The organism is Geomonas sp. Red32 (assembly GCF_023652955.1).
Taxonomy (GTDB): domain Bacteria; phylum Desulfobacterota; class Desulfuromonadia; order Geobacterales; family Geobacteraceae; genus Geomonas.
Genome location: NZ_JAKLOY010000002.1, coordinates 281,323 through 301,458 on the forward strand (window position 1 = coordinate 281,323; position 20,136 = coordinate 301,458).

Here is a 20,136-nt window from a genome sequence, read left to right on the forward strand (position 1 = left end):
CTTCGTCGAAGGTGCCTGTCACTTTCGACCGGCGGCACTAGGACCAAGCCACCTAACACGGCCGCACCCATCCTCCCATCCTCACAAGGTGGAGGGAGGATGGATGAGCCGACCCAATAACGTGCGTCAAATCGGGAACAGCGGAGGTATCAGCATGAAGACCGACGTCAAGATCAAGATGAAACTGTTCATCGGCTTTGGCATCATCATAGCGGCCTCGGCAGTTGTAGCACTCACAGCTTTTTATGCAATATCTTCTTTGAACACGAACCTGGTGACCCTGCTCGACACCCGTATCCCCCAGATAAAAGGTGTCGGGCAGATCAGTCTCAACATCGCCAACAGCGCCCTTCACATGGACGAAGCGGTGCTGGCTGACGCTCCGGATGTGGTCCGCTCCGAGCTGGGCGCCATGGTTGCCAACAAGAAGAACGGCACCGAGACGCTCGACATGCTGAAGGCTACCCTGACGACGGACAAGGAAAAGGCCCTCCTGCAGAACGTCACCGACCGGCGGGCGTCGTACTTCGCGGTGCGCGACAAGATCATCGGGTATCTGAACGAGGGAAAGAAGGTGGAGGCCCAGCGGGCACTCGGCGACGTGAAGCCGCTACGGACGGCGTACCAGGCTGCACTGGGTGATTTGCAGACCTACATCCAGGAAACGGCCAAGGTGGACGGCAACGCCACCATGAACGGCGTGAAGCGGGCACGGCTTATGATCGTGGCGCTGGTGATAGCCTCCATGGCGGTGGCCGGGTTGGTGGCGTTCTGGATCGTCAGCAGCATCACCAAACCGCTCTACACCGCGGTAGCAACCGCCGACCGGATCGCGGATCGCGACCTCACCGTGGAAGTCACCGGCATCGACCAAACCGAAACCGGTCAGCTCATGGCGGCGATGAACAACATGGTGCAAAACCTCAGAGACATCGTCTCCCAGACCACCGACATATCCCAGAGCATCGCCACCTCGTCGAGCCACCTCCACGCGACCTCCGAAGAGATCGCCAACGGGGCCGAGCAGGTCGCCCTCCAGACCCAGACGGTGGCGACGGCCAGCGAGGAGATGTCGGCCACCTCCAACGACATCGCGGCCAACTGCCACGAGGCGGCCAGGAACTCCCAGCAGGCGAGCAACGCGGCGGAGGCGGGAGCCCAGGTCGTCTCCCAGACCGTGGAAATCATGAACCGCATCGCCGACCGGGTGAATGCCACCTCCCGGACGGTGGAAAGCCTCGGCGAGCGTTCCGACCAGATCGGCGCCATCGTGGGAACCATCGAGGACATCGCCGATCAGACCAACCTGCTGGCCTTGAATGCAGCTATCGAGGCGGCCCGGGCCGGCGAGCAGGGACGCGGATTCGCAGTGGTAGCCGACGAGGTGCGGGCCCTGGCGGAGCGGACCACCAAGGCGACCCGGGAAATCAGCGAGATGATCAAGGCGATCCAGGCCGAGACCAAGGGAGCGGTCTCGGCGATGGAGGAAGGGGTGCGGGAGGTCAAACAGGGTACCGAGGAGGCGGCCAAGTCGGGGAACGCCCTCCAGGAGATCCTCGACCAGATCAACGCGGTGAGCATGCAGGTGAACCAGATCGCCACGGCCGCCGAGGAACAGACCGCCACCATCAGCGAGATCACCGGCAACATCACCAGGATCTCCGACGTCGTCCAGCGCACCGCCCAAGGCTCCCAGGACTCCTCGGTCGCCGCCGCCGAACTCGCCAGCCTTTCCGACAACCTGAGCACCCTCGTCACCCAGTTCAAGCTAAGCTGAGCCGCCGATAGCAGCAGGCCCCTCCTTGTCCAAAGGAGGGGCCACTCCCCTGACTGTCCTCATCTCCCCCCTTGACTATGTACATACAACGTGCATATAATCCATGAAGTACGAATGGGATCCAGACAAGGCCACGCGAAATATCCAAAAGCATGGCGTAACGTTCGCCGATGCGGTTGGAGTCTTCGAAGACGACCTGGCCATCACCATCGAAGATGCGGACCATGCTGAATATCGCTATGTAACCATCGGTATGGATTTCACCCTGAGCCTGCTGGTGGTCGTATACACCTGGCGAAGGGAAAACACGATCAGGATCATCTCAGCCCGTAAAGCTAATTTCAGGGAGAGGATAGTCTATGAAAAAAAATTATGACTTCAGTGATGGCGTTCGTGGCCTGGTGGTCCCACCTGATTCTACCAAAACCCGGATCACCATTCGGATAGACAACGATATTCTCGACTGGTTTCGTGCCAAAGTGAACGAGCAAGGTGGAGGAAACTACCAGACCATGATCAATCAGGCACTTCGCAGCTGCATCCAGGAAAAACCGCTCAAAGAACTGATCAGGGAAGCTGTCCGCGAGGAATTATCGAATTTGAAGCCAGTCGTTTAACATTTAGACTCACTCCTCTGCTCAGAGATTTCACGTGGCCTTTTGAAGAGCCCTCCTCGCAGCTTGGTATTCGATGAAGTCGTAGACCGAGGTCTCCACGCAACGTTTGAAATATTCTTCAGCCCCGCTGGTGTCCCCCTTCCAGATCCGCCCTTCCCCAAGATAGTAGTAAGCCTCGCAGAGGTGCTCTCTTATCTCGCGGTCGTTTTTTCCTTTATGAGCCTCCTCCAGCACTGATTGTTCCGTCAGACCGTCCATCCCGAGATAGTACCTGGCGATGGTCCTGATAAACATATCCGAAGGGTGGGATGTCACATGGTTCCGTAACTCCTCCAACTGATCGTTTGTCCGTTCCTTCGACACCGTTCGCAGTGTCAGCAACAACCAGAGGCGGGCATAGTCGTCACTGGGGTCGAGGCGGATGGCATTGACATAGTCGGCAATGGCCAAGTCATAGCTGCCGGTCAGCCGGTAGGCATAACCGCGGCTGGCATAGTTGGCGGCCTGCTGGGGGGCCAAGTCGATGGCTTTGGAATAGTCGGCGATGGCACGCACGTAGTCGCCTTTGATTCCATAGGTATAGCCACGGTTGTGGAAGGCGGGAAAAAGCTTCTGATCCAGTTCGGTCGCCCTGGTGTAGTCGGCGATCGCCAGGTCCCACTCGGTCTTCGTTTTGTAGGTATTGCCGCGGCTGTAGTAGGCGGTTGCCAGCTTGGGATCGAGTTCGATGGCCTTGGTGAAGTCGGCGACTGCACGGTCGTTGTCGCCCTTATTCGAGTAGGAAACGCCGCGGTTGTGAAAGGTAACCGCATCGCACTGGCCAAGCTCGATGGCTTTTGTGTAGTCGGAGATAGCGAGATCGTCTTCGCTTCTTTCCGAATAGGCGTCACCGCGGTTGCGGTAGGCGCTGGCCAGCTTCGGGTCAGACTGAATGGCCCTGGTGAAGTCGGCGATTGCCGATTCTGTATCGCCTTTGGACTTGTAGGCAAAGCCACGGTTGTTGTATGCACAGCAATGGCTGGGTGCCAACTGGATGACCTTCGTATAGTCGGCGATGGCGTGGTCGAACTCTTCTTTGCTCAAATAGTGGTTGCCGCGGTTGTAGTAAGCGTTGACGTAGGTAGGATCCAACTCGATCGCCTTGCTATAGTCGGCAATCGCGCGATCGTTGTCCTCCTTGAGGCCATAGGTATTCGCGCGGTTGAAATAGCCATTAACGAGCTTCGGATCCAGTTTTATGGCCTTCGAGTAGTCGGCGATGGCACGGTCGAGTTCGCTTTTGTCGACGTAGGAAACCCCACGATTGAAGTAGGCTTCGACAAACGTTCCGTCCAATGCAATGGCCCTGCTGAACTCCGCAATGGCCCGATCAGGATCGCCTTGTTCGCTAAAGACCACACCCTGGCAGTTGATAGCGGTAGCCGCTTTTCTTTGTCGGCACCTGTCGGAATCGAGCGCGCCCGAACATACCTCGCTGTTCGCCAGGGTGGCGCGCACCCCGCACGGACTCTCGATTCGGGAGCTCGTCGTGCATGAAGCAAGCAAAAGAGCCCACCCGCACGCGACGACCAATTTTCTAACCATGCGATCCCCTTTTCAATCGTTGGCAGCAAAACGTCCAGTGTCCGGCCAACGGTAATCGACCGTCACTATCGTTCCCTCACCCGGCCTGGGCCAGATGTGCACCTTCCCTCACCAGGAACTAGGTCACCCTCCCCCAACCGGGGGCGAGGGGGTAGGCTCTAGGAAAAAGAACGAAGGCTTTGGCATCCAAATACCGGGAGATTTCTTAAATTAGCGGGGACTATATAGGGACAACTGCCTGGTGTCAAAGGGGATATTGCGGAGTTGCGAGTTGGGAAGGGATCGGGGCCGGTCCCGAGGTGAAATTCCCTCGGGACCGGCTTTCCAGATATAGGGGAGTCCTGCGGAGAGCGGCTAGCGGTGCATCAGACCAAGCTTCGACATGACGTTGTACAAGCCGTCCTTGGAGACGGGTTTGACGAGATAGGCGGAGGACTGGGCGTTGCAGAAGGAATCCATCGCCTCGTTGGTGGAGTTAAGACCGGTGAGCATCACGATGTCCACCCGTTTCTCGACGTTGCGCTCCTTCTCGAGACCCCGTATCGCCTTGGCTGCGTCGTGTCCGCTCATCCCCGGCATCATGATATCCATGAAGATCACGTCATACGGATCATTCGCGTCGAGGGCGGCGCGAACCTTGACTATCGCTTCGTCCCCACTTCCCGCCTGGTGGCAATCTCCCATCGAACGAAGCAGAGTAGCAACGAACTCTCTGCAGAAAATCTCGTCATCCACTATCAGACATTTCATAATCTGTCTCCTGGTTTGATCGGCTTTAGTTCGGGACTGTTACACCTGCTCCCTCTGCCGGCTGGTTTCTCGTCAAATACTTTCTGTGTTCAAGAAGGGGAGCAATTCGTCCAGCACCGTTTCCTCACCGCTGTCGGTCAGCTGCTCCCGAAGTGCTACGAACTGCTCCAGGTTCGCCATGAATAAATCGTAGAGCCTGGGATCGAAGAAACTCCCCCGCCCATCGTTCATGATGGCGATCACCTTTTCCAGCGGGAACGCCTTCTTGTAGGGCCGCTCGGAAAGAAGAGCGTCGAAGACGTCGACCAGCATGACGACCCTGCCGAAGATATGAATCTGCTCCCCCGCCAACCCGTTGGGATAACCGGTCCCGTCCCACTTCTCGTGGTGCTGGAGCGCGATCAAATGACCGGCTGCGATGACCGGATAGCGCTCGGCATGGGAAAGGATCTTCGCCCCGACCACAGTATGCATCTGCATCAGCCGCATCTCGTCCGGGTCAAGTTTTCCCGGCTTCAGAAGTATCCGGTCGGGGATACCGATCTTCCCCACGTCATGCAGAGGGGAGGCGTACCTCAGTACCTCGCAGGCCCGCTCGGAGAGCCCCGCCAGCCTACCGAGCAGCGCCGAGAATTCGGAGATCCTCCTGGTGTGCTGGCCAGTTTCGACATCCCGGAATTCGGCCGCGCGTCCCAGGCGGATGGAGATCTCGTACTCGGTCCTCTTGGAGAAATCCAGGGCCTTCCTAAGATCCGCCGTCTTCTTGACCACCTGTTCCTCGAGGGCGTTGTTCATCCCGAGGGAGATGTCCATCAACTTCTTGCTGCGCAGATGGTTACGGACCCGGAGTTTCAGCTCGTCGGGATTGTACGGCTTGGTCAAAAAGTCGTTGGCGCCCAGGGAAAGCGCGCTCAAAACCTCGCTCCGATCGGCCGTCACCACGATGACCGGAATGTCCCGGTAGCGGTCGTCGCGCTTCAGCCGGGACAGGAGCTCGTAACCGTTCATCACCGGCATCTCGAGGTCGAGCAGGATGGTGTCCGTATCCTGGTGCTCTCCGAGCAGCTCAAGAGCCTCCTGGCCATTGGACGCCTTCAGGAAGGTCGCCTCCAGGTCGGAAAGCATTACCTCCAGCATGTCCAGGTTCATCGGCACATCGTCCACCGCCATGATTTTCACAGCGTCGATCATGCACCACTCCCTTGGGCATCCAAATATTGCCTGAAGGCGGCAAACTCCCTGGCAACTCCTGCCAGATGATCTTGCCCGCGCGAGAGATCGCCCTTGCGCGCCGAAAGTTCCAGCCGGGCCGCTAGCGACGACAGCCGCTCCGCCCCCACGGTTGCCGCAACGCCGCCGATGGTGTGGGAAAGAAAGACAATCTCCACGAGGTTTTCCTGTTGTACCGCACGGTCAAGCGCGGCGATGTGCTTCAACAAACTCGTCACGGAAAGGCTCAGCATATCTTCCATGGCATCTTCCGCCCCGTCCAACCGGAGGAGGAAAAGCTCACGGTTGAAGACTTGGCCGTCCGCGGCGCCGTCGGCTCGAAACATCATGTTTCCTCCCCTGCCAGTCCCACCAAGGCCACAGATCATCCCCGGCGGTGCGGTTGAGGCGCCGGCTCGGGTGGCCAGCCATCGGGCAGCCGGTCGTGAACCTGATTGTAATATCGGCAGAGCTGGTTCCTCCTTTAGCTCATTAACGACGTAAAGTTACGAATTTAACGTAAAGCCGGATAGGAGGACGGATGGGGAGGAGTTCGAAAAGGGGACAAAGCCGGGCGGGTTGCGGGGGGAGAGTCTGGAAAGGAAGGGGGCCGCATGGCCCCCCGATGATTGCGGTTAGACGATGATCCGGACGGGGTTTTCGAGAATCGATTTGAAGCGGACCAGGAACTCGGCGACGTAGGCGCCATCGACCAGCCGGTGGTCCGCGCAGACCGTCACCTTCATCACCTTCGCGCAGGCGGGAGCGCCGGCGCGCACGATGACGGTGTCGGCCACGGCGCCGACCGCCATCACTCCCGAGTGGGTGGGATAGATCACTGCGGTGAAATCGCTCACCCCGTACATGCCGAGATTGGAGACCGCGAAGGTCCCGCCGCTCATTTCCTGTTCAGTGAGGGAACCGGAGCGGGCCTTTTCCGCAAGCTTGCGGCCGGTCTCCGAGATCTCCTTCAAGGAAAGGTTCTGGCAACCGGGGATCACCGGGATGAGGACGCCGTCCTGCACCCCGACCGCGACGCCGATGTTGATGTCACCGTGAGCATGGATCCCGTCATCCCCGAAGGAGGCGTTGAGGAGCCGGAAATCCTGCAGGGTGAGGGCCACGGCTTTTACGATGAGATCGTTGACGGTCACCGGAATGCCGGTCTGTTTCAACTGGTGCCGCAACGACTCCGCCTCGTCCATCAGGATCTCCATGGTGACCGTGAAGTGCGGGATGGAACTCCAGGACTGGGTGACGGTCTTGGCAATGGCGGCGCGCAGTTTCGGGAGCGGCTGAGTCCCCTCCTGCAGGGCAGGACGCGGTGCCTGCTTGCCGGGCTGCCCGGCGGGTGACGGCTGAGCACCGGCAGGCTGCCCCCCCGGCTGCTGCGGCTGCTGGGCCTGGGCATCGTAGAGATCTTGCAGAAGGATCCGGCCGTCGGGCCCGCTCCCTTTCACCGCGCCCAGCTCGATCCCCAGCTCACGAGCGCGTCTCCTGACTACCGGAGCAGCCTTCTCGCGGCTCTCTCCCGACTGTGGGGAGGGCGCCGGTTTCTGTGCACCTTCTGGATGCTGAGCCGGTTGGACGGCAGCAGGAGCGGCTTCCTCCCCACCCTCCTTGGCGCCCTCTTCCGGCTGCCCCTTGGCAGACTCTTCCACACCTTCCTTGGTGCCCGGCGGCGCAGGAGCCTCGCCACCGGCTGGAGACTCGCCACCGCCAGCAGACTCGCCACCGCCAACAGACTCGCCACCGCCAGCAGCCTCACCACCGGCAACAGCCTCACCACCGGCAACAGCCTCACCACCGGCAACAGCCTCACCACCGGCAACAGCCTCACCACCGGCAACAGCCTCGCCAACGGCAGCAGCCTCGCCAACGGCAGCAGCCTCGCCAACGGCAGCAGCCTCGCCAACGGCAGCAGCCTCGCCAACGGCAGCAGCCTCGCCACCGGCAGCGGCCCCGCCACCGGCAGGAGGAGGCGCACCTTTCTCCTCCGGCTTCCCGATCACCGCGATGACGGTACCGACCGCGACCAGGTCACCGGGATGGGCCTTGAGCTCCAGCAGAGTACCGGCGGCGAAGGCCTCGAGCTCCATATTGGCCTTGTCGGTCTCAACCTCGGCCAAGACGTCACCGCGCTTGACGGTGTCCCCAACCCTCTTTCTCCAGGCAACCAACCGCCCTTCCGTCATGGTGTCGGAAAGTTTTGGCATGACGATATCGTTCATTGCGGCTCCCTTAGTACAATTCTTTGAGAAGATCACGAACTCCCTGGGCGATGCTGTCCGCCTGCGGGATGCAGATTTTTTCGATTTTGCGCGAGTACGGCATCGGCACGTCGAGGCCGGAGATCCGCTTGACCGGGGCGAGCAGGGTATCGAAGCAGGACTCGTATATCCGTGCGGCGATGTCCCCTCCGAGACCGGCGGCGCGCCAGCATTCTTCGACCACCACCGCCCTCCCCGTTTTCCTCACCGAAGCCAGCACGGTATCCATGTCCAGCGGGCTCAACGTCCGTAAATCCACTACTTCGCAGGAGATATCCTCCTTCTGGAGCTCACCGGCCGCCTGGAGAGCGAGGATAGCCATCCGTCCGTAGCCGACGATGGTCACCTGGCTCCCTCCCCGCGTAACTGCCGCCTTTCCGAAGGGTACGACAAAGTCCGGGTCGTCGGGGACCTCCCCCTTGCTGTTGTAGAGAAGCTCGTGCTCCAGAAACACCACCGGGTTATCGTTGCGGATGGAGCTTTTCAGAAGCCCCTTGGCATCCGCCGGGGTTGCCGGGTAGGCGATCAACATACCGGGGCAGTGCATGAAGTAACTTTCCAGGCTTTGCGAGTGCTGGGCTCCCAGTTGGCTCCCCCCACCTCCGGGCATGCGGATCACCATGGGGAGGGAGACCTGCCCGCCGAACATGTAGCGGACCTTCGCCATGTGGTTCACGATCTGGTCCATGGCCAAGAGAGCAAAGTTCACCGTCATCAGCTCGGCGACCGGCCGCATCCCTCCCATGGCCGCACCGACCGCAACCCCCACGATGGTGTTCTCGGAGATGGGACAGTCCCTCACCCGTTCCTCGCCAAACTCTGCCAAAAGCCCCCGGGTCACCTTGAAGGCCCCCTCGTAGAGGGCGACATCCTCCCCGTAGGCGATCACGGTCGGGTCCCTCCGCATCTCCTCCTTGAGCGCCAGGTTGATGGCATCTCGGTACGTCATCTCGGACATAACGGTCTCCAGTCTTGGTCAACGTAAAACGGACCCCGGGGCCCGTTGTTCTCATTATGGAACTTAAAAATAGTACCAGACGGGCCCGGGAACACAACGCCAGGGGGAACGCTGGAAGCGCGCCCAGCGCCGGAAAATGCCCGAGAGGGACCCGGTCGATAACGTAGCCGCATTAAGAAACATTTGGAAAAGACCGTGCTAATGTGTTATACCCGTCCGGTGGATTGGGTCCCGCTTCCCAGGGACAGTGCCGGGGAAATAAATCGGAGTCGGTATGATCGATAAGAGGACAAAACGTATCCTTGCAGCCCTGCTCCTGATGTTGCCCGCCCTGACGATGTCCTCGACTGCGGCTTTCGCCAAGGCGGGCCTCTCCGAACTGGACGGGGCGTCCGCCACCGTACTGTTCACCCTCGTCCTGGCCGGGGCGATGGCCATTCCCTTCAGCGTCCATGGGTTATGGTTCTTCCCCTGGTACTTCGTGGGTCTGCAGATTCCCTTGATCGGCGGCGGGTTGTACGGGGTCTGGAAGCTGCTCAACCGAAAGGAAGCCCGCCTTCTTACCTATTTCATCGCCCTCCCCGTCGTCTACGCCGTTCTCACCCTGACCACCAACATGACCGCGGTCGCCTTCTTTCGCGCCGATCATTCCGGCTATTTCGCCATGGAAAAAACGCTGGTAGCCGTTTGCGACCGCCAGGGGGGCGAACGCCCGTCGGAGGCCGAGATCCGTCAAAAGCTCGGTGAACCGTACGAAGCCGACTCCTTCCGGGTCTCCAGTCCTGCCCTCCCCCAGGCGGTAGCCGATACCATGCGGGAGGCCAAGATCGACGAGGCCTACATCCTGAGCTATTTCGAGAAATGCCGCGGCCGGAAGGGAACCGAACAGCGGACCTATTATCTCGTGCTCGATCCCAACACCCGCCGCTACCTGACACGCGTGATCCTGATGGAGCCCACCCAGTGGCTCAACAAGTGGCCGTACCGCCGGGATTGATACTCCAGAGGACGCAGTAAATCAGCCCCAAGCAGGAGGAATTCCAGATGGAAAGCAAAATCGCCCGCGCGTTGAAACTTGGCAGCGAACCGGTAGCCCTGCTCTGGTCGGATGTCCGCCCGGAAGGAGCGGCCCAGTTCTCACCCGGCACCCGCTCGTGCGTGATGTTCATGGTAGCGACGGCGTCCAAGGGGAAAACGGCGGTGTTCGACCGGGAGACCTTCGGCTGCCCGGGAGGGGGTGTCGGTCTTGGGTTCGGAAACATCTACGAAAAGTTCCCCGGCGGGATTCCCGGCTTTTGCGGCTTCCTGTCCAACGGAAACGAGAAGGATCCGGCCGGCAAGGCGATCGGCGAGGGAATGAGGGCAGGCGGCGCCCCGGAGGAGTTCGTCCACCACTTTCTGCACGGTGAGCGGTTCAAGAAATCGCCCGAGGCGGTGAAATGGTTCATCGAGGCCAATCCCATCCAGGACATCCCGGCAAAATACGTGATCATGAAGCCTCTTTCGGAAGTCGATCCCGAAAAGGAGGAGCCGATATCGGTGACCTTCCTCGTCAATCCGGACCAGCTCTCGGCCTTGGTCATCCTCGGCAATTACGACCGCCCCGGCCTCGAGAACGTCGCCGTGCCGTATGCGGCGGCCTGCCAAGTGGTCGGCATCGTCTCCTACCGGGAGGCCCACTCGCAAAATCCCCGCTGCCTCATCGGACTCACCGACCTTTCCGCCCGCAAGTATCTCAAGGGACAGGGGATGGCCGACAAGCTCACCTTCACCATCCCGTACCGCCGCCTGTGCGAGATGGAGGAGAACGTTGCCGGGAGTTTCCTCGAAGAAAGAACCTGGGCGGAAGTGATCGCCTGACCCACCGGCCCCTGCTCCTCCCTTTGGGAGCGGGGGCCTGCCTCACCTGCACCAATCGCCGCCAGATCCTCACCTTCAACACACCTTACCAGCCCCCGCTCCAACTCAGAACAGCATGTTTCACCGCACCCTCTTCGCCTACCATCCACTACTCCATACCTCGCTTTGCAGCGGCTCTTCCTAGGCCCCCTTGAGCCCCTCGATATCGAGCTTCTTCAAAGAAGACCCCGGTGCGCCAACAGGACACAAAAAAAAGCCGCCTCATCCGGTTAAGGATGGGCGGCTTTGAGATTCCACAGGAAACACGTTCTCTTTAGCGCTTCCCATCCAGAGAAGGGGCAAGATCACGAGGGGGTTATGGCAGTATCTACCGGGGAGTCATCTGTCCCTTAATAGCCAGACAACGTTCCAGCGAGGCACGGGCATTGGCCGAGCGTTCGGAGTCGGGTTTCAATTGGAGCGCAATGACGAGATGCTGTATGGCCTGATTCACATCGCCGGTGATCATCGAGATCATCCCGATCTTGTAATGAGCGACCTCGTTGCGGGGATCGATCCTCACCGCCTCCAGGTAGTGGGGGAGAGCCTCGGTGTAGTTCCCCTCCTGGAAAAGCCAGTTGCCGAAAAGGATGTGGGCGTAGTAGTTATCGCCGGTGACCTTGATGGTGTGGGTAAGGAGCGACCGGCTGTTCTGCCAGTAACCGAGCTGGTTCCAGGTCAGGGCGGCGAAGGCGATCAGGACCGCTACCGCCACCGGGGCGAGGATCCTTCCCTGGCGAAGCGAAGAAGGAAGGAGCTCCGGGATCCCCCAGACCGCGATGATGGCGAGCCCCACCATGGGAATGTACATGTAACGGTCAGCCATCGACTGGTGCCCGACCTGGACCAGGCCGATCACCGGCAGCAGGGTGATGACGAACCAGAACCAGCCGACTGCCAGGTACGGGCGGCGTCTCGCGTTGAGCACGGCAACGACGGAGACCGCTAACAAAACGACGAGGCTGCCCACCGCGGGGAGGTAGGATTCGACAGGGGGGAACGGATAGTACACGGCGAGGTTCACCGGCCAGAGCGTCTTCCCGATGTAGGCGAGGTACGAGACCAGGGCGTTGTACACCCGGAGGGATATCGGCAGAACGGAAAGGTCGGCGACCGCGCCCCCCTGCCGCTGGGCGTAGATGGCAAGGCCGCAGAAAAAGGCGGTAATGCCGACCAAGGGGAGCTTCTCGATCAGCAGCGGCCACAACACCCGCCCCTCCCGGTCGGCCACCGGTGCGCCCCCCTCCACTAGCGGAGCTGGTCCGCCAGCGGGGGCGAAGCGCCCGAGCGGCCAGTAGTCGAGGAGCAAAAGGACCATGGGAAGCGATACCAGCATCGGCTTGGACACCAGCCCGATGACGAAGACGGCAAGGAGGGCGGCGTAACGTCCGGCGCTGCGCTTTCTGACGTACCCTGCGTAGATGAGGAGGGCGGCCATCCAGAAAAAGGTGCTCAGCACATCCTTGCGTTCGGCAACCCAGGCCACCGACTCGACGTGCAGCGGGTGGAAGGCGAAGATGGCGGCGACCAGCGCGCTCGGCCAGAGGGCACCGGTGACGGCGGAGAGGAAAAGGAAGAGAAGCCCCACGTCAAGGGCGTGCCAGAAGACGTTCACCAAGTGATGGCCAGCCGGGTTGAGACCGAACAACTGGACATCGAGGATGTGGGAAAGCCAGGTGACCGGATGCCAGTTGCCGCTGGTTTCGGTGGAGCCGAGCGAGAAGGCCCACTTCACGGAATCTGCCGTGAGCCCGCCGGCGATGGAAGGGTTCTTGCTGACATAGAGCTGGTCGTCAAGGATGATGAAATCGTGCCGGCCGCACTGAAAATAGAGAAGGAGAGTCGCGGCAACCAGAACAAGGAAGATAGAAAATCTCTTCGACATAACAGCTCCCGGGAAGGGACATTTAAAAGGCGAGGCATCATACCACCGGGTCAAGGAGGGGGCAAGTTCAGAGTGGAGAGGTTGGACTCGAAAGCAGCCACAGCCGGCCTCATACCCAAACATATCCTGGAAACCACCGGCCCCATGTGGTATAGGAGTTTGACCCGACGCCCACCCGTCGGCCTCTCTAGATCCGGAGTTTCCCCTTGCCGCAAGACATTTCCCCTGACATCACCCGCGATTCCGACTTCGTCTACCGTCCCATCGGCGTCGTGCGATCTCCCTATTCCCGCCGCATCGATGCCCCGCATCAAAGCACCGTCGTGGAGGGGACCGAGACCGGGGAAGTTGCGATAGCCACCTTGGAGCTCGGCCCGCACCTCGACGAAAAGGTGCTCCAGGACCTCGACGGTTTCGACCGGGTGTGGCTCATCTTCGCCTTTCACCTGAGCGAGGGGTGGAAAAGTACCGTGAAGCCACCACGCGGGGGACCGAAACGGGGCGTTTTCGCCACCCGTTCGCCCCACCGTCCCAACTCGATCGGGCTTTCCGCGGTGGAACTGGTGAAGATCGAGGGAAGGACGCTCCACCTCCGTGGCGTCGACCTCCTGGATGGCACGCCCGTCCTCGACATCAAGCCGTACGTCCCCTACGCCGATGCCTTTCCGGGCTCCAAGGCCGGATGGATCGACGAGATGGATGCCCAAAAGGGGCGCTACTCCGCCCCGGGGCCGCGCAAGCCCCGCTAGGCCAGGCAAGTCCACGCAAGTCCATACAGGTCCACGCAATCCCCGCAACCCACGCTAGCCCATGCAGGCAGACCCGCTACAGTCAGCCGCCGGCCCGCTGGCAACAAAAAAACGCCGCCCAACCATTCCTGGTTCGGCGGCGTTTGCTTTTGGTCTAAAGCGCGGGTAAGGCCGAAGCTACTGGACAGCCACCCAGTTTCCGGTCCCGTTGGCATCGACGGACACGGTGTAGCCGCTGTTGTTGAAGGTCATCCTGGCCCTGGAGCCGTTGGCGCCGGTGAAGAGCACCACACCGGAGTTCGGTTCGCTGGAGAGGGAGCCGACGGTAAGGGGCGTCGGGGTGGTGATATCGACGTACCCGTACTGCGGATCGTAGTACTGGCCGCTGATGGTCATGCTGGTGGAGGTGAGGGTAAAGGTCCAGTCGCGCAGCCAGTAGGTGGCCCCACCGCTAGTCACGGTGCAGGAGATGGTCATGGTTTCGCTGTTCCCCTGGATGGAGAACCCGATGCTGCCATAGAGCGAGGAAGTGGCGTTATTCAACGAGGCGCTCAGCGGGTTGAAGGACATGGTGAGCGAATTGAAGGAACTAGTGTTCAAGTTGAAGACGCCGCTGATTCCCACCGAGCCTGAAATCGAGGCGGTGCCGGCCAGCTCGCAGTAGTTGCTGAAGGTAATGGAACCGGAGAATTCGCCGGTGGTCTGGTTGAGGTTGAGGGAAAAAGCGGCGCTACCGCTGTAGCCGCCGTAGATGGTCTGGCTGGCGGAGGAGTTCACCCCGGCGAGGGCATTTCCAGCATTCCCGGCCTGCAGAGCCTTGGCAACCCCTTCTTTGACGGTGGCGCCGATCCCGGCAACGACCGGGGAAGCGGGAGCCGAGCCCGCACTCTGAACCGCGGCGATGTTCGCGGTCATGGCCATGCTGGTATTGTTATAGGCAGATGAAGAAAGAGAGGCAGCATTCGACGGAGTTACTACAGCCTTGGTTTGTACACCGGTATAAGAACTGACTCCGCCACTACCGGTACCACCACCGCCACCACAGGCGGCAAAAAGTCCAGTCACAGCAAATATGCTGATCATTTTTAAGCACGTCACATACTTACTCGCCTTTTTCACAAACATTCTTTCCCTCCCGATGTAGTTTGGCTTTACGGCCGAAATTGAACGAAATAGATATAGAGCCAAAGCGTATACAAGTCAATGTCAATCAACCCTCGGATTGGAAATAAATAAGGGAGGGCCCCATGCAGCAGGGCCCTCCCTTTGCCAATGTCGTCCTGGTTCTTGGCGGATCAGACGTAGATGTCTTCCCAGACCTGGTTATCCTCCGGCCAGGGAGATTGGGAGGCGAAGCTTACCGCCTCTTCGACCTTGGCGCCGCAGCGCTGGTGGATCTCGTCGAGGTGCTCCTGCGTCGCTATCCCCTCCTCGACCAGCCTCCGCCCGAGATTGGGGATCGGGTCGCGGCTCTTCCAGACCTCCTGCTCGGATGAGGAGCGGTACCTCGCCGGATCGGCCATGGAGTGGCCACGGAAGCGGTAGGTAACCGCCTCGATGAAGTACGGCCGCTGCCGCTCCCGCACCCAGGCGGCCGCTCGTTTGGTCGCCTCGTACATCGCGATCACGTCCATGCCGTCCACCTTCTCGCTCGGGATGTCGTACCCGCAGGTGCGCCGGTGCAGGGCCGCCTGCGCGGAGGCGCGGTGGACCTCGGTGCCGATGCCGTAGAAGTTGTTCTCGCAGACGAAGAGCAGCGGGAGGTCCCAAAGCCTCGCCCAGTTGAGGGATTCGTGGAAGGTCCCCTGGTTCATGGAGCCGTCGCCGAAGAAGCAGGCGGTGATGCTGTCCTCGTTCTTCAGGTGCGAGGCCCAGGCGAGCCCCACCGCGATGGGGAATTGCCCCCCGACGATCGCATAGCCCCCCATGAACCGTTTCTCGGGGGAGAAGAGGTGCATCGATCCCCCCTTCCCTTTGCAGATCCCAGTGGCGCGCCCGAAGAGCTCGGCCATGATCTTCTTGGCCTCCACCCCGCGCACGAGCGCCTGGGCGTGGTCCCGGTAGGCGGAAAGGATGTAGTCGTTGGTTTCCAGACCGGCGGTACACCCCACGGCCACCGCCTCCTGTCCGCTGTAGAGGTGGAGAAAGCCGGTGATCTCCCCCTTGGCGTACTGTTCGGCGCAGCTCTCCTCGAACTCACGGCAGAGTACCATCTGCTCGTAAAAGCCGACCAGTTCCTTTTCCGGCAGCACGTCTCTCAGACTACCTTCCATGGCTCTCCTCCTTGACCACGTTCAACAGACCTCCCGCCAGCAGCTCCCGCCGCTCCCGGTCCGAGGCGTCCAGTAAGGTCACGATCTCCCTGCCGTTGACCTCCACAGGGATCTCGGTGGCCCCGCTTTCCACGAGTTCCCTCAGGCGGGCGAATTTCAGCCGGTCCCCTTGGTTAAGCGAATCATAGTCGGCCGGATCCTTGAAGGTCAGGGGGAGGATGCCGTAATTGATGAGGTTGGAACGGTGGATCCGCGCGAACCCCTTGGCGATCTTGACCCTGATCCCGAGGAAGCGGGGCGCGAGAGCGGCATGCTCGCGCGAGGAGCCTTGGCCGTAGTTGACGCCCCCCACCACCGCGCCGTTTCCCTTGGCCTTGGCCCGCTCGGAGAACTCCGGGTCGGCCTGCTCGAAGACGAACTTGCTGATCGCCGGGATGTTGCTCCTGAACGGGAGCACCTTGTTGCCGGCCGGCATGATGGTGTCGGTGGAGATATTGTCGCCGACCTTGATGATGACCTCCACCTCCAGCTCATCGGGGAGGGCGTCGAACTCGGGAAGCGGCACGATGTTCGGACCGGTGACGATCTCGACCCTTGAGCCGTCCTCCGGAGGCGCCAGGATCCCCGCCGAGTCGTCCACCAGGTAGCGGTCGGGATTCTGGACGGCCGGCCACGGCATCAGCTCCCCGAGTTTGCGGGGATCGGTCGCTACCCCGAAGAGACCGGCCGCGGCGGCGGTTTCCGGCGAGCAGAGGTAGACACGGTCGTCCTTGGTCCCGCTTCGTCCCGGGAAGTTGCGGGGGAAGGTGCGGAAGGAGACCTGGTTGGTCCCCGGCGCCTGCCCCATCCCGATGCAGCCGAGGCAGCCGGGCTGGTGGATCTGGGCCCCGGCCAGCAGGAGCATGATGAAGCCCCCGTTGGCGACCACGTTCTCCAGCACCTGCCGGCTTCCAGGGTTGATGTGGAAGGAGAGGCTGGGAGCCACCTTCCTGCCGTCGAGGATCTTGCAGACGGTCATCAGGTCGCGGAAGGAAGAGTTCACCGAGCTCCCGACGATCACCTGGTCGACCTTGAGCCCCTCGATGTCGGCCACCCGCACCACGTTGTCCGGCGAGGTCGGGCAGGCGATCAAAGGCTCCACCTGGGAGAGATCGATCTCGTCGTATTCGTCGTAAGTGGCGTCGGGATCCGCCGAAAGTTCCCGCCAGACCTCTCCCCTCCCCTGCGCCTCCAGGAACTCGCGGGTGCGATGGTCGCTGGGGAAGACGGTGGTGGTGGCGCCGAGCTCCGCCCCCATGTTGCCGATGGTGGCGCGGTCGGTGGCCGAAAGGGTGGCGACGCCGGGGCCGTAGTATTCGATGATCTTCCCGACCCCGCCCTTGACGCTGTGGCGGCGGAGCATCTCGAGGATGACGTCCTTGCCGGAGACCCACGGCTGCAGCTCCCCGGTCAGCTTGATCCCCCAGATCTTCGGGCAGGTCAGGTGGAAGGGGCGGCCCGCCATGGCCAGCGCGGCATCGAGGCCACCGACCCCGATGGCCAGCATGCCGAGGCCGGCGGCGGTCGGCGTATGCGAGTCGGCGCCGAGCATGGTCGTCCCCGGGACGCCGAAGCGCTCCAGGTGCACCTGGTGGGAGACGCCGTTGCCGGGCTTGGAGAGGTAGACGCCGAGGCGCTGGGCGGCCGAGGTGAGAAAGGCATGGTCGTCGGCGTTCTTGTTGTCGGTCTGCAAAAGGTTGTGGTCGATGTACTGGGCGGCCAGACTGACCTTGATCCGATCGATGCCGGTCGCCAGAAACTCCAGCATGGCCATGGTCCCGGTGGCATCCTGAAGCAGGGTCTGGTCCACCTTGATGGCGATCTCTTTGCCGGGGACCAGCTCACCCTCGACGAGGTGCGCCTGCAGTATCTTGTTGGCTAGATTCTGTCCCATGACGGATCTCCTTGGCGCCTGTGCAATTAAAAAAACCGGAAGGCCCCGTGGGGCCCGGTCCGGCTTTACAGTAGTTCCTCGATCAGCTCCCTGAGCACCACCGCGTTATTGTGGTCGGGGTCGCGGGCCGCGAAGAGGAGGGTGACCCTTCCCCGCCGGGCCATCCCCGCCACCTCCTCGATGGCTGGCCGCACCGGCCGAAGCTCCTCCCGGTAACGTTCCCGGAATTCGTCCCACCGGGCCGGGTCGTGACCGAACCAGTGGCGGAGCTCGTTACTGGGGGCGAGGTCCTTCAGCCAGTGGTCGACCGCCGCGCGCTCCTTGCTGAGGCCGCGGGGCCAGAGCCGGTCCACCAGGAGACGGACCCCGTCCTCGGGTGCCGGTGCCTCGTATGCCCGCTTTATCTTTACCATATCCTCATAGCCCCGCCACCACCCTCTGCAGGGACTCCTTGATCGACTCGGCAAGCTCGACCAGGTGCGGGTTCCCCACCAGCGAGAGGGCCGCCACCGGGTCCATCACCATCACCACCGTGCGGATCTCGGACACCGAGTAGAGCACCACGTTGCAGGGGAGCAGGGTGCCGATGTTCATCTCGATCCCCAGCGCCTGGTAGGCCGCCCCCGGGTTGCAGGCCCCCAGGATCAGGTAGTCGCGGAAGTCCTTCTGCAGTTTTTCCTGGAACTTCTGCTTCACGTCTGCCTCGGAGATGATCCCGAACCCCTCCTTGGCAAGCTCCTCCCTGACCTTCTTGACCGCGTCCGCGAAGGGAAGAGCCACGGTGATCCCGAATGCGTACGGGGTGCTGAGCGGCTGGGAATTCTCCTTATCGAGGGTCTCGGCGCGTTGCTTGATGGCCAGTGCCTCGCTCTGGATCTGGTTCGCCATTCCGGCCAGCAGAATCTGCTCGGCCTTTTCGTCCTTGGGAGCCCAGTCGACCTCGATGGTCAGCACCTGCGGGGAAACCGGGTTCTGTACCGAGGAAGGAACCACCCGGTTGACCACCTTCCCGGAGAAAAGCGGATGCTCGAGCAGGAAGTAGTGGATCTCGCCGTGCCCCCGGTCGATCACCACCTTTTCCTTGATCAGCATCCCCTCCCCTTTGATCTCCCTCAAAAGGCCATTGCCGTAGTGCTGAAGGATGCGTGACTGAATCACCCCCGGCATATAGCTCTGGGGCTGCTCGACCTTTTCGATCAGGAGTTTCCAGACCGTATCCAGGGCTGCGTGAATTTCGCAGCTGTAGGTTACCTTGCGCATGGATGGCACCTCCCGGTAACGCCGGGCTCCCACTCCTTTAACGAGGCAGAGAGCGCGGCGTTTCCAATTAAACTTTACCCCTGTTGCCGATTCCCGGCAACTTGCCCCGGACCTTACTCATGTGGATCCCTCCCGGAAAATGGTCATAATCCTGCGGAGTTTTAAAGGGTGAGAAGCCTCTGGCTGCTACCTTCATTTGGGTGCCGGCGACGGCGGCGGTGGCTTGGTCGCTTCGAGCTCCCGCTTCTCGTGATAGACGAAGCGGACGAGGTAGTACTCGAAGGGAAAGCCGCTCTCGTAGTAGCGGAAAGGCTGCAGATGGCGGGCATCGACGGCCTCCAGGGTCTCGATGCCGAGCGCCACGGCGAAGCTGTCGTCCGAGTCGACCGGCGCCTCGGCGACCCTGTACATCCCGTAGCGAATCCCGGAATCGACCGCGAGCCCGCCGGTATCGCGCACGGAAGAGGGACCGAAGATGGGAAGCACCAGGTAGGGGCCGGAGGCCACCCCCCAGTAGCCGAGCGTCTTGCCGAAGTCCTCCGGCCGGGGTTTGAGCCCCCATTGGGTGGCCGGATCGAAGAGCCCCCCCAGGCCGAGGGTACTGTTAGTGAGAAACCGCCCCAGGGTGATGCCGGCCTCCTGCCCTTTCAGCTGGAAGATGCTGTTGGTGAGGTTCTTGAGCTCGCCGATGTTGGAGAAGAAATGGGAGACCCGGTGCTGGAGAAAGACCGGGGTCACGTACTCGTAGCCATGCACCACCGGGATGTAGAGGTACTTGTCGAAGTAGAAGTTGAACCGGTACATGTTCCGGTTGAACCCCTCCCACGGATCGTAGACGTAGGCGAACGGCTGGTCCCGGAACTCCGCCATGGTGTGCCGCGGTGGGATTTCCCTGGCGGGTTGCGGCTTGGTGGTCGCGCAACCGGAGAGGGCCAGAACGAGGAGCAGGACGATCAGGGGACGGCTCACGGG

The 20,136-nt window shown here is 61.3% G+C and carries 19 protein-coding genes and 1 pseudogene; 6 read left to right on the forward strand and 14 right to left on the reverse strand.

Going from position 1 to position 20,136, the window contains the following annotated elements; all coding sequences use genetic code 11:
* The first annotated feature begins 154 nt into the window (after positions 1–154).
* From L4X63_RS08130 to L4X63_RS08140, 3 genes are all read left to right on the forward strand, one after another.
* The gene (locus tag L4X63_RS08130) at positions 155–1,777 is read left to right on the forward strand and encodes a methyl-accepting chemotaxis protein (RefSeq protein ID WP_250678114.1); all 1,623 of its coding nucleotides are present in this window, start codon (positions 155–157) and stop codon (positions 1,775–1,777) included.
* Between the two features lie 103 nt (positions 1,778–1,880).
* The gene (locus tag L4X63_RS08135; RefSeq protein WP_250678115.1) at positions 1,881–2,153 is read left to right on the forward strand and encodes a BrnT family toxin; all 273 of its coding nucleotides are present in this window, start codon (positions 1,881–1,883) and stop codon (positions 2,151–2,153) included.
* The gene (locus tag L4X63_RS08140) at positions 2,137–2,394 is read left to right on the forward strand and encodes a BrnA antitoxin family protein (protein ID WP_250678116.1); all 258 of its coding nucleotides are present in this window, start codon (positions 2,137–2,139) and stop codon (positions 2,392–2,394) included. The genes L4X63_RS08135 and L4X63_RS08140 overlap by 17 nt, the downstream gene beginning before the upstream one ends.
* 30 nt (positions 2,395–2,424) lie before the next feature.
* Here L4X63_RS08140 and L4X63_RS08145 read toward each other — a convergent pair whose 3' ends face one another.
* The 7 genes and pseudogenes from L4X63_RS08145 to L4X63_RS08175 form a co-directional block, all read right to left on the reverse strand.
* On the reverse strand, positions 2,425–3,891 hold the full coding sequence (locus L4X63_RS08145; protein ID WP_250678117.1) for a tetratricopeptide repeat protein: 1,467 nt from the start codon (positions 3,889–3,891) through the stop codon (positions 2,425–2,427).
* A gap of 441 nt (positions 3,892–4,332) precedes the next feature.
* Positions 4,333–4,728, reverse strand: a complete 396-nt coding sequence (locus L4X63_RS08150) for a response regulator (protein ID WP_284694545.1) — start codon at positions 4,726–4,728, stop codon at positions 4,333–4,335.
* 72 nt (positions 4,729–4,800) lie between these two features.
* A complete protein-coding gene (locus L4X63_RS08155; protein WP_250678118.1) occupies positions 4,801–5,919 on the reverse strand; it encodes an HD domain-containing phosphohydrolase in 1,119 nt (372 codons plus the stop codon).
* Positions 5,916–6,287: an Hpt domain-containing protein gene (locus tag L4X63_RS08160; RefSeq protein ID WP_250678119.1), complete on the reverse strand. Its 372-nt coding sequence runs from the start codon at positions 6,285–6,287 to the stop codon at positions 5,916–5,918. The genes L4X63_RS08155 and L4X63_RS08160 overlap by 4 nt, the downstream gene beginning before the upstream one ends.
* Before the next feature lie 285 nt (positions 6,288–6,572).
* On the reverse strand, positions 6,573–7,397 hold the full coding sequence (locus L4X63_RS23855; RefSeq protein ID WP_250678321.1) for a dihydrolipoamide acetyltransferase family protein: 825 nt from the start codon (positions 7,395–7,397) through the stop codon (positions 6,573–6,575).
* 3 nt (positions 7,398–7,400) lie between these two features.
* Positions 7,401–8,168 (reverse strand): annotated as a pseudogene (locus tag L4X63_RS23860) (biotin/lipoyl-containing protein); the annotation flags it as partial.
* A gap of 10 nt (positions 8,169–8,178) precedes the next feature.
* The gene (locus L4X63_RS08175; protein ID WP_250678120.1) at positions 8,179–9,165 is read right to left on the reverse strand and encodes an alpha-ketoacid dehydrogenase subunit beta; all 987 of its coding nucleotides are present in this window, start codon (positions 9,163–9,165) and stop codon (positions 8,179–8,181) included.
* Positions 9,166–9,502: 337 nt separating this feature from the next.
* Between L4X63_RS08175 and L4X63_RS08180 the strand changes: the two genes are divergently transcribed.
* A complete protein-coding gene (locus L4X63_RS08180; RefSeq protein WP_250678121.1) occupies positions 9,503–10,162 on the forward strand; it encodes a hypothetical protein in 660 nt (219 codons plus the stop codon).
* A 47-nt stretch (positions 10,163–10,209) separates the two neighbouring features.
* Positions 10,210–11,025: a DUF169 domain-containing protein gene (locus L4X63_RS08185; RefSeq protein WP_250678122.1), complete on the forward strand. Its 816-nt coding sequence runs from the start codon at positions 10,210–10,212 to the stop codon at positions 11,023–11,025.
* A 367-nt stretch (positions 11,026–11,392) separates the two neighbouring features.
* Here L4X63_RS08185 and L4X63_RS08190 read toward each other — a convergent pair whose 3' ends face one another.
* On the reverse strand, positions 11,393–12,949 hold the full coding sequence (locus tag L4X63_RS08190) for a tetratricopeptide repeat protein (protein WP_250678123.1): 1,557 nt from the start codon (positions 12,947–12,949) through the stop codon (positions 11,393–11,395).
* Positions 12,950–13,155: 206 nt separating this feature from the next.
* Here L4X63_RS08190 and tsaA point away from each other — a divergent pair, with 206 nt between their 5' ends.
* A complete protein-coding gene (gene tsaA / locus L4X63_RS08195) occupies positions 13,156–13,698 on the forward strand; it encodes a tRNA (N6-threonylcarbamoyladenosine(37)-N6)-methyltransferase TrmO (protein WP_250678124.1) in 543 nt (180 codons plus the stop codon).
* 177 nt (positions 13,699–13,875) lie between these two features.
* On the opposite strand, the gene L4X63_RS08200 is transcribed toward tsaA, so the two are convergent.
* The 6 genes from L4X63_RS08200 to L4X63_RS08225 all read right to left on the reverse strand — a co-directional run bounded on the left by L4X63_RS08200 (position 13,876) and on the right by L4X63_RS08225 (position 20,133).
* Positions 13,876–14,619 carry a hypothetical protein gene (locus tag L4X63_RS08200; protein WP_250678125.1) on the reverse strand — a complete coding sequence of 248 codons (744 nt, stop codon included), beginning with the start codon at positions 14,617–14,619 and terminating at the stop codon, positions 13,876–13,878.
* Positions 14,620–14,993: 374 nt separating this feature from the next.
* The gene (pdhA, locus tag L4X63_RS08205) at positions 14,994–15,971 is read right to left on the reverse strand and encodes a pyruvate dehydrogenase (acetyl-transferring) E1 component subunit alpha (protein ID WP_250678126.1); all 978 of its coding nucleotides are present in this window, start codon (positions 15,969–15,971) and stop codon (positions 14,994–14,996) included.
* Entirely contained in the window at positions 15,961–17,904 is a 1,944-nt protein-coding gene (locus L4X63_RS08210) for an aconitate hydratase (RefSeq protein ID WP_250678127.1), read from the reverse strand. The genes pdhA and L4X63_RS08210 overlap by 11 nt, the downstream gene beginning before the upstream one ends.
* Before the next feature lie 65 nt (positions 17,905–17,969).
* Entirely contained in the window at positions 17,970–18,317 is a 348-nt protein-coding gene (locus L4X63_RS08215; protein ID WP_250678128.1) for a DUF488 domain-containing protein, read from the reverse strand.
* A 4-nt stretch (positions 18,318–18,321) separates the two neighbouring features.
* Positions 18,322–19,164 (reverse strand): DUF302 domain-containing protein, encoded by an 843-nt coding sequence (locus L4X63_RS08220; RefSeq protein WP_250678129.1) that lies wholly within the window; start codon positions 19,162–19,164, stop codon positions 18,322–18,324.
* Positions 19,165–19,356: 192 nt separating this feature from the next.
* Positions 19,357–20,133: an MlaA family lipoprotein gene (locus L4X63_RS08225; protein WP_250678130.1), complete on the reverse strand. Its 777-nt coding sequence runs from the start codon at positions 20,131–20,133 to the stop codon at positions 19,357–19,359.
* Positions 20,134–20,136: the final 3 nt, after the last annotated feature.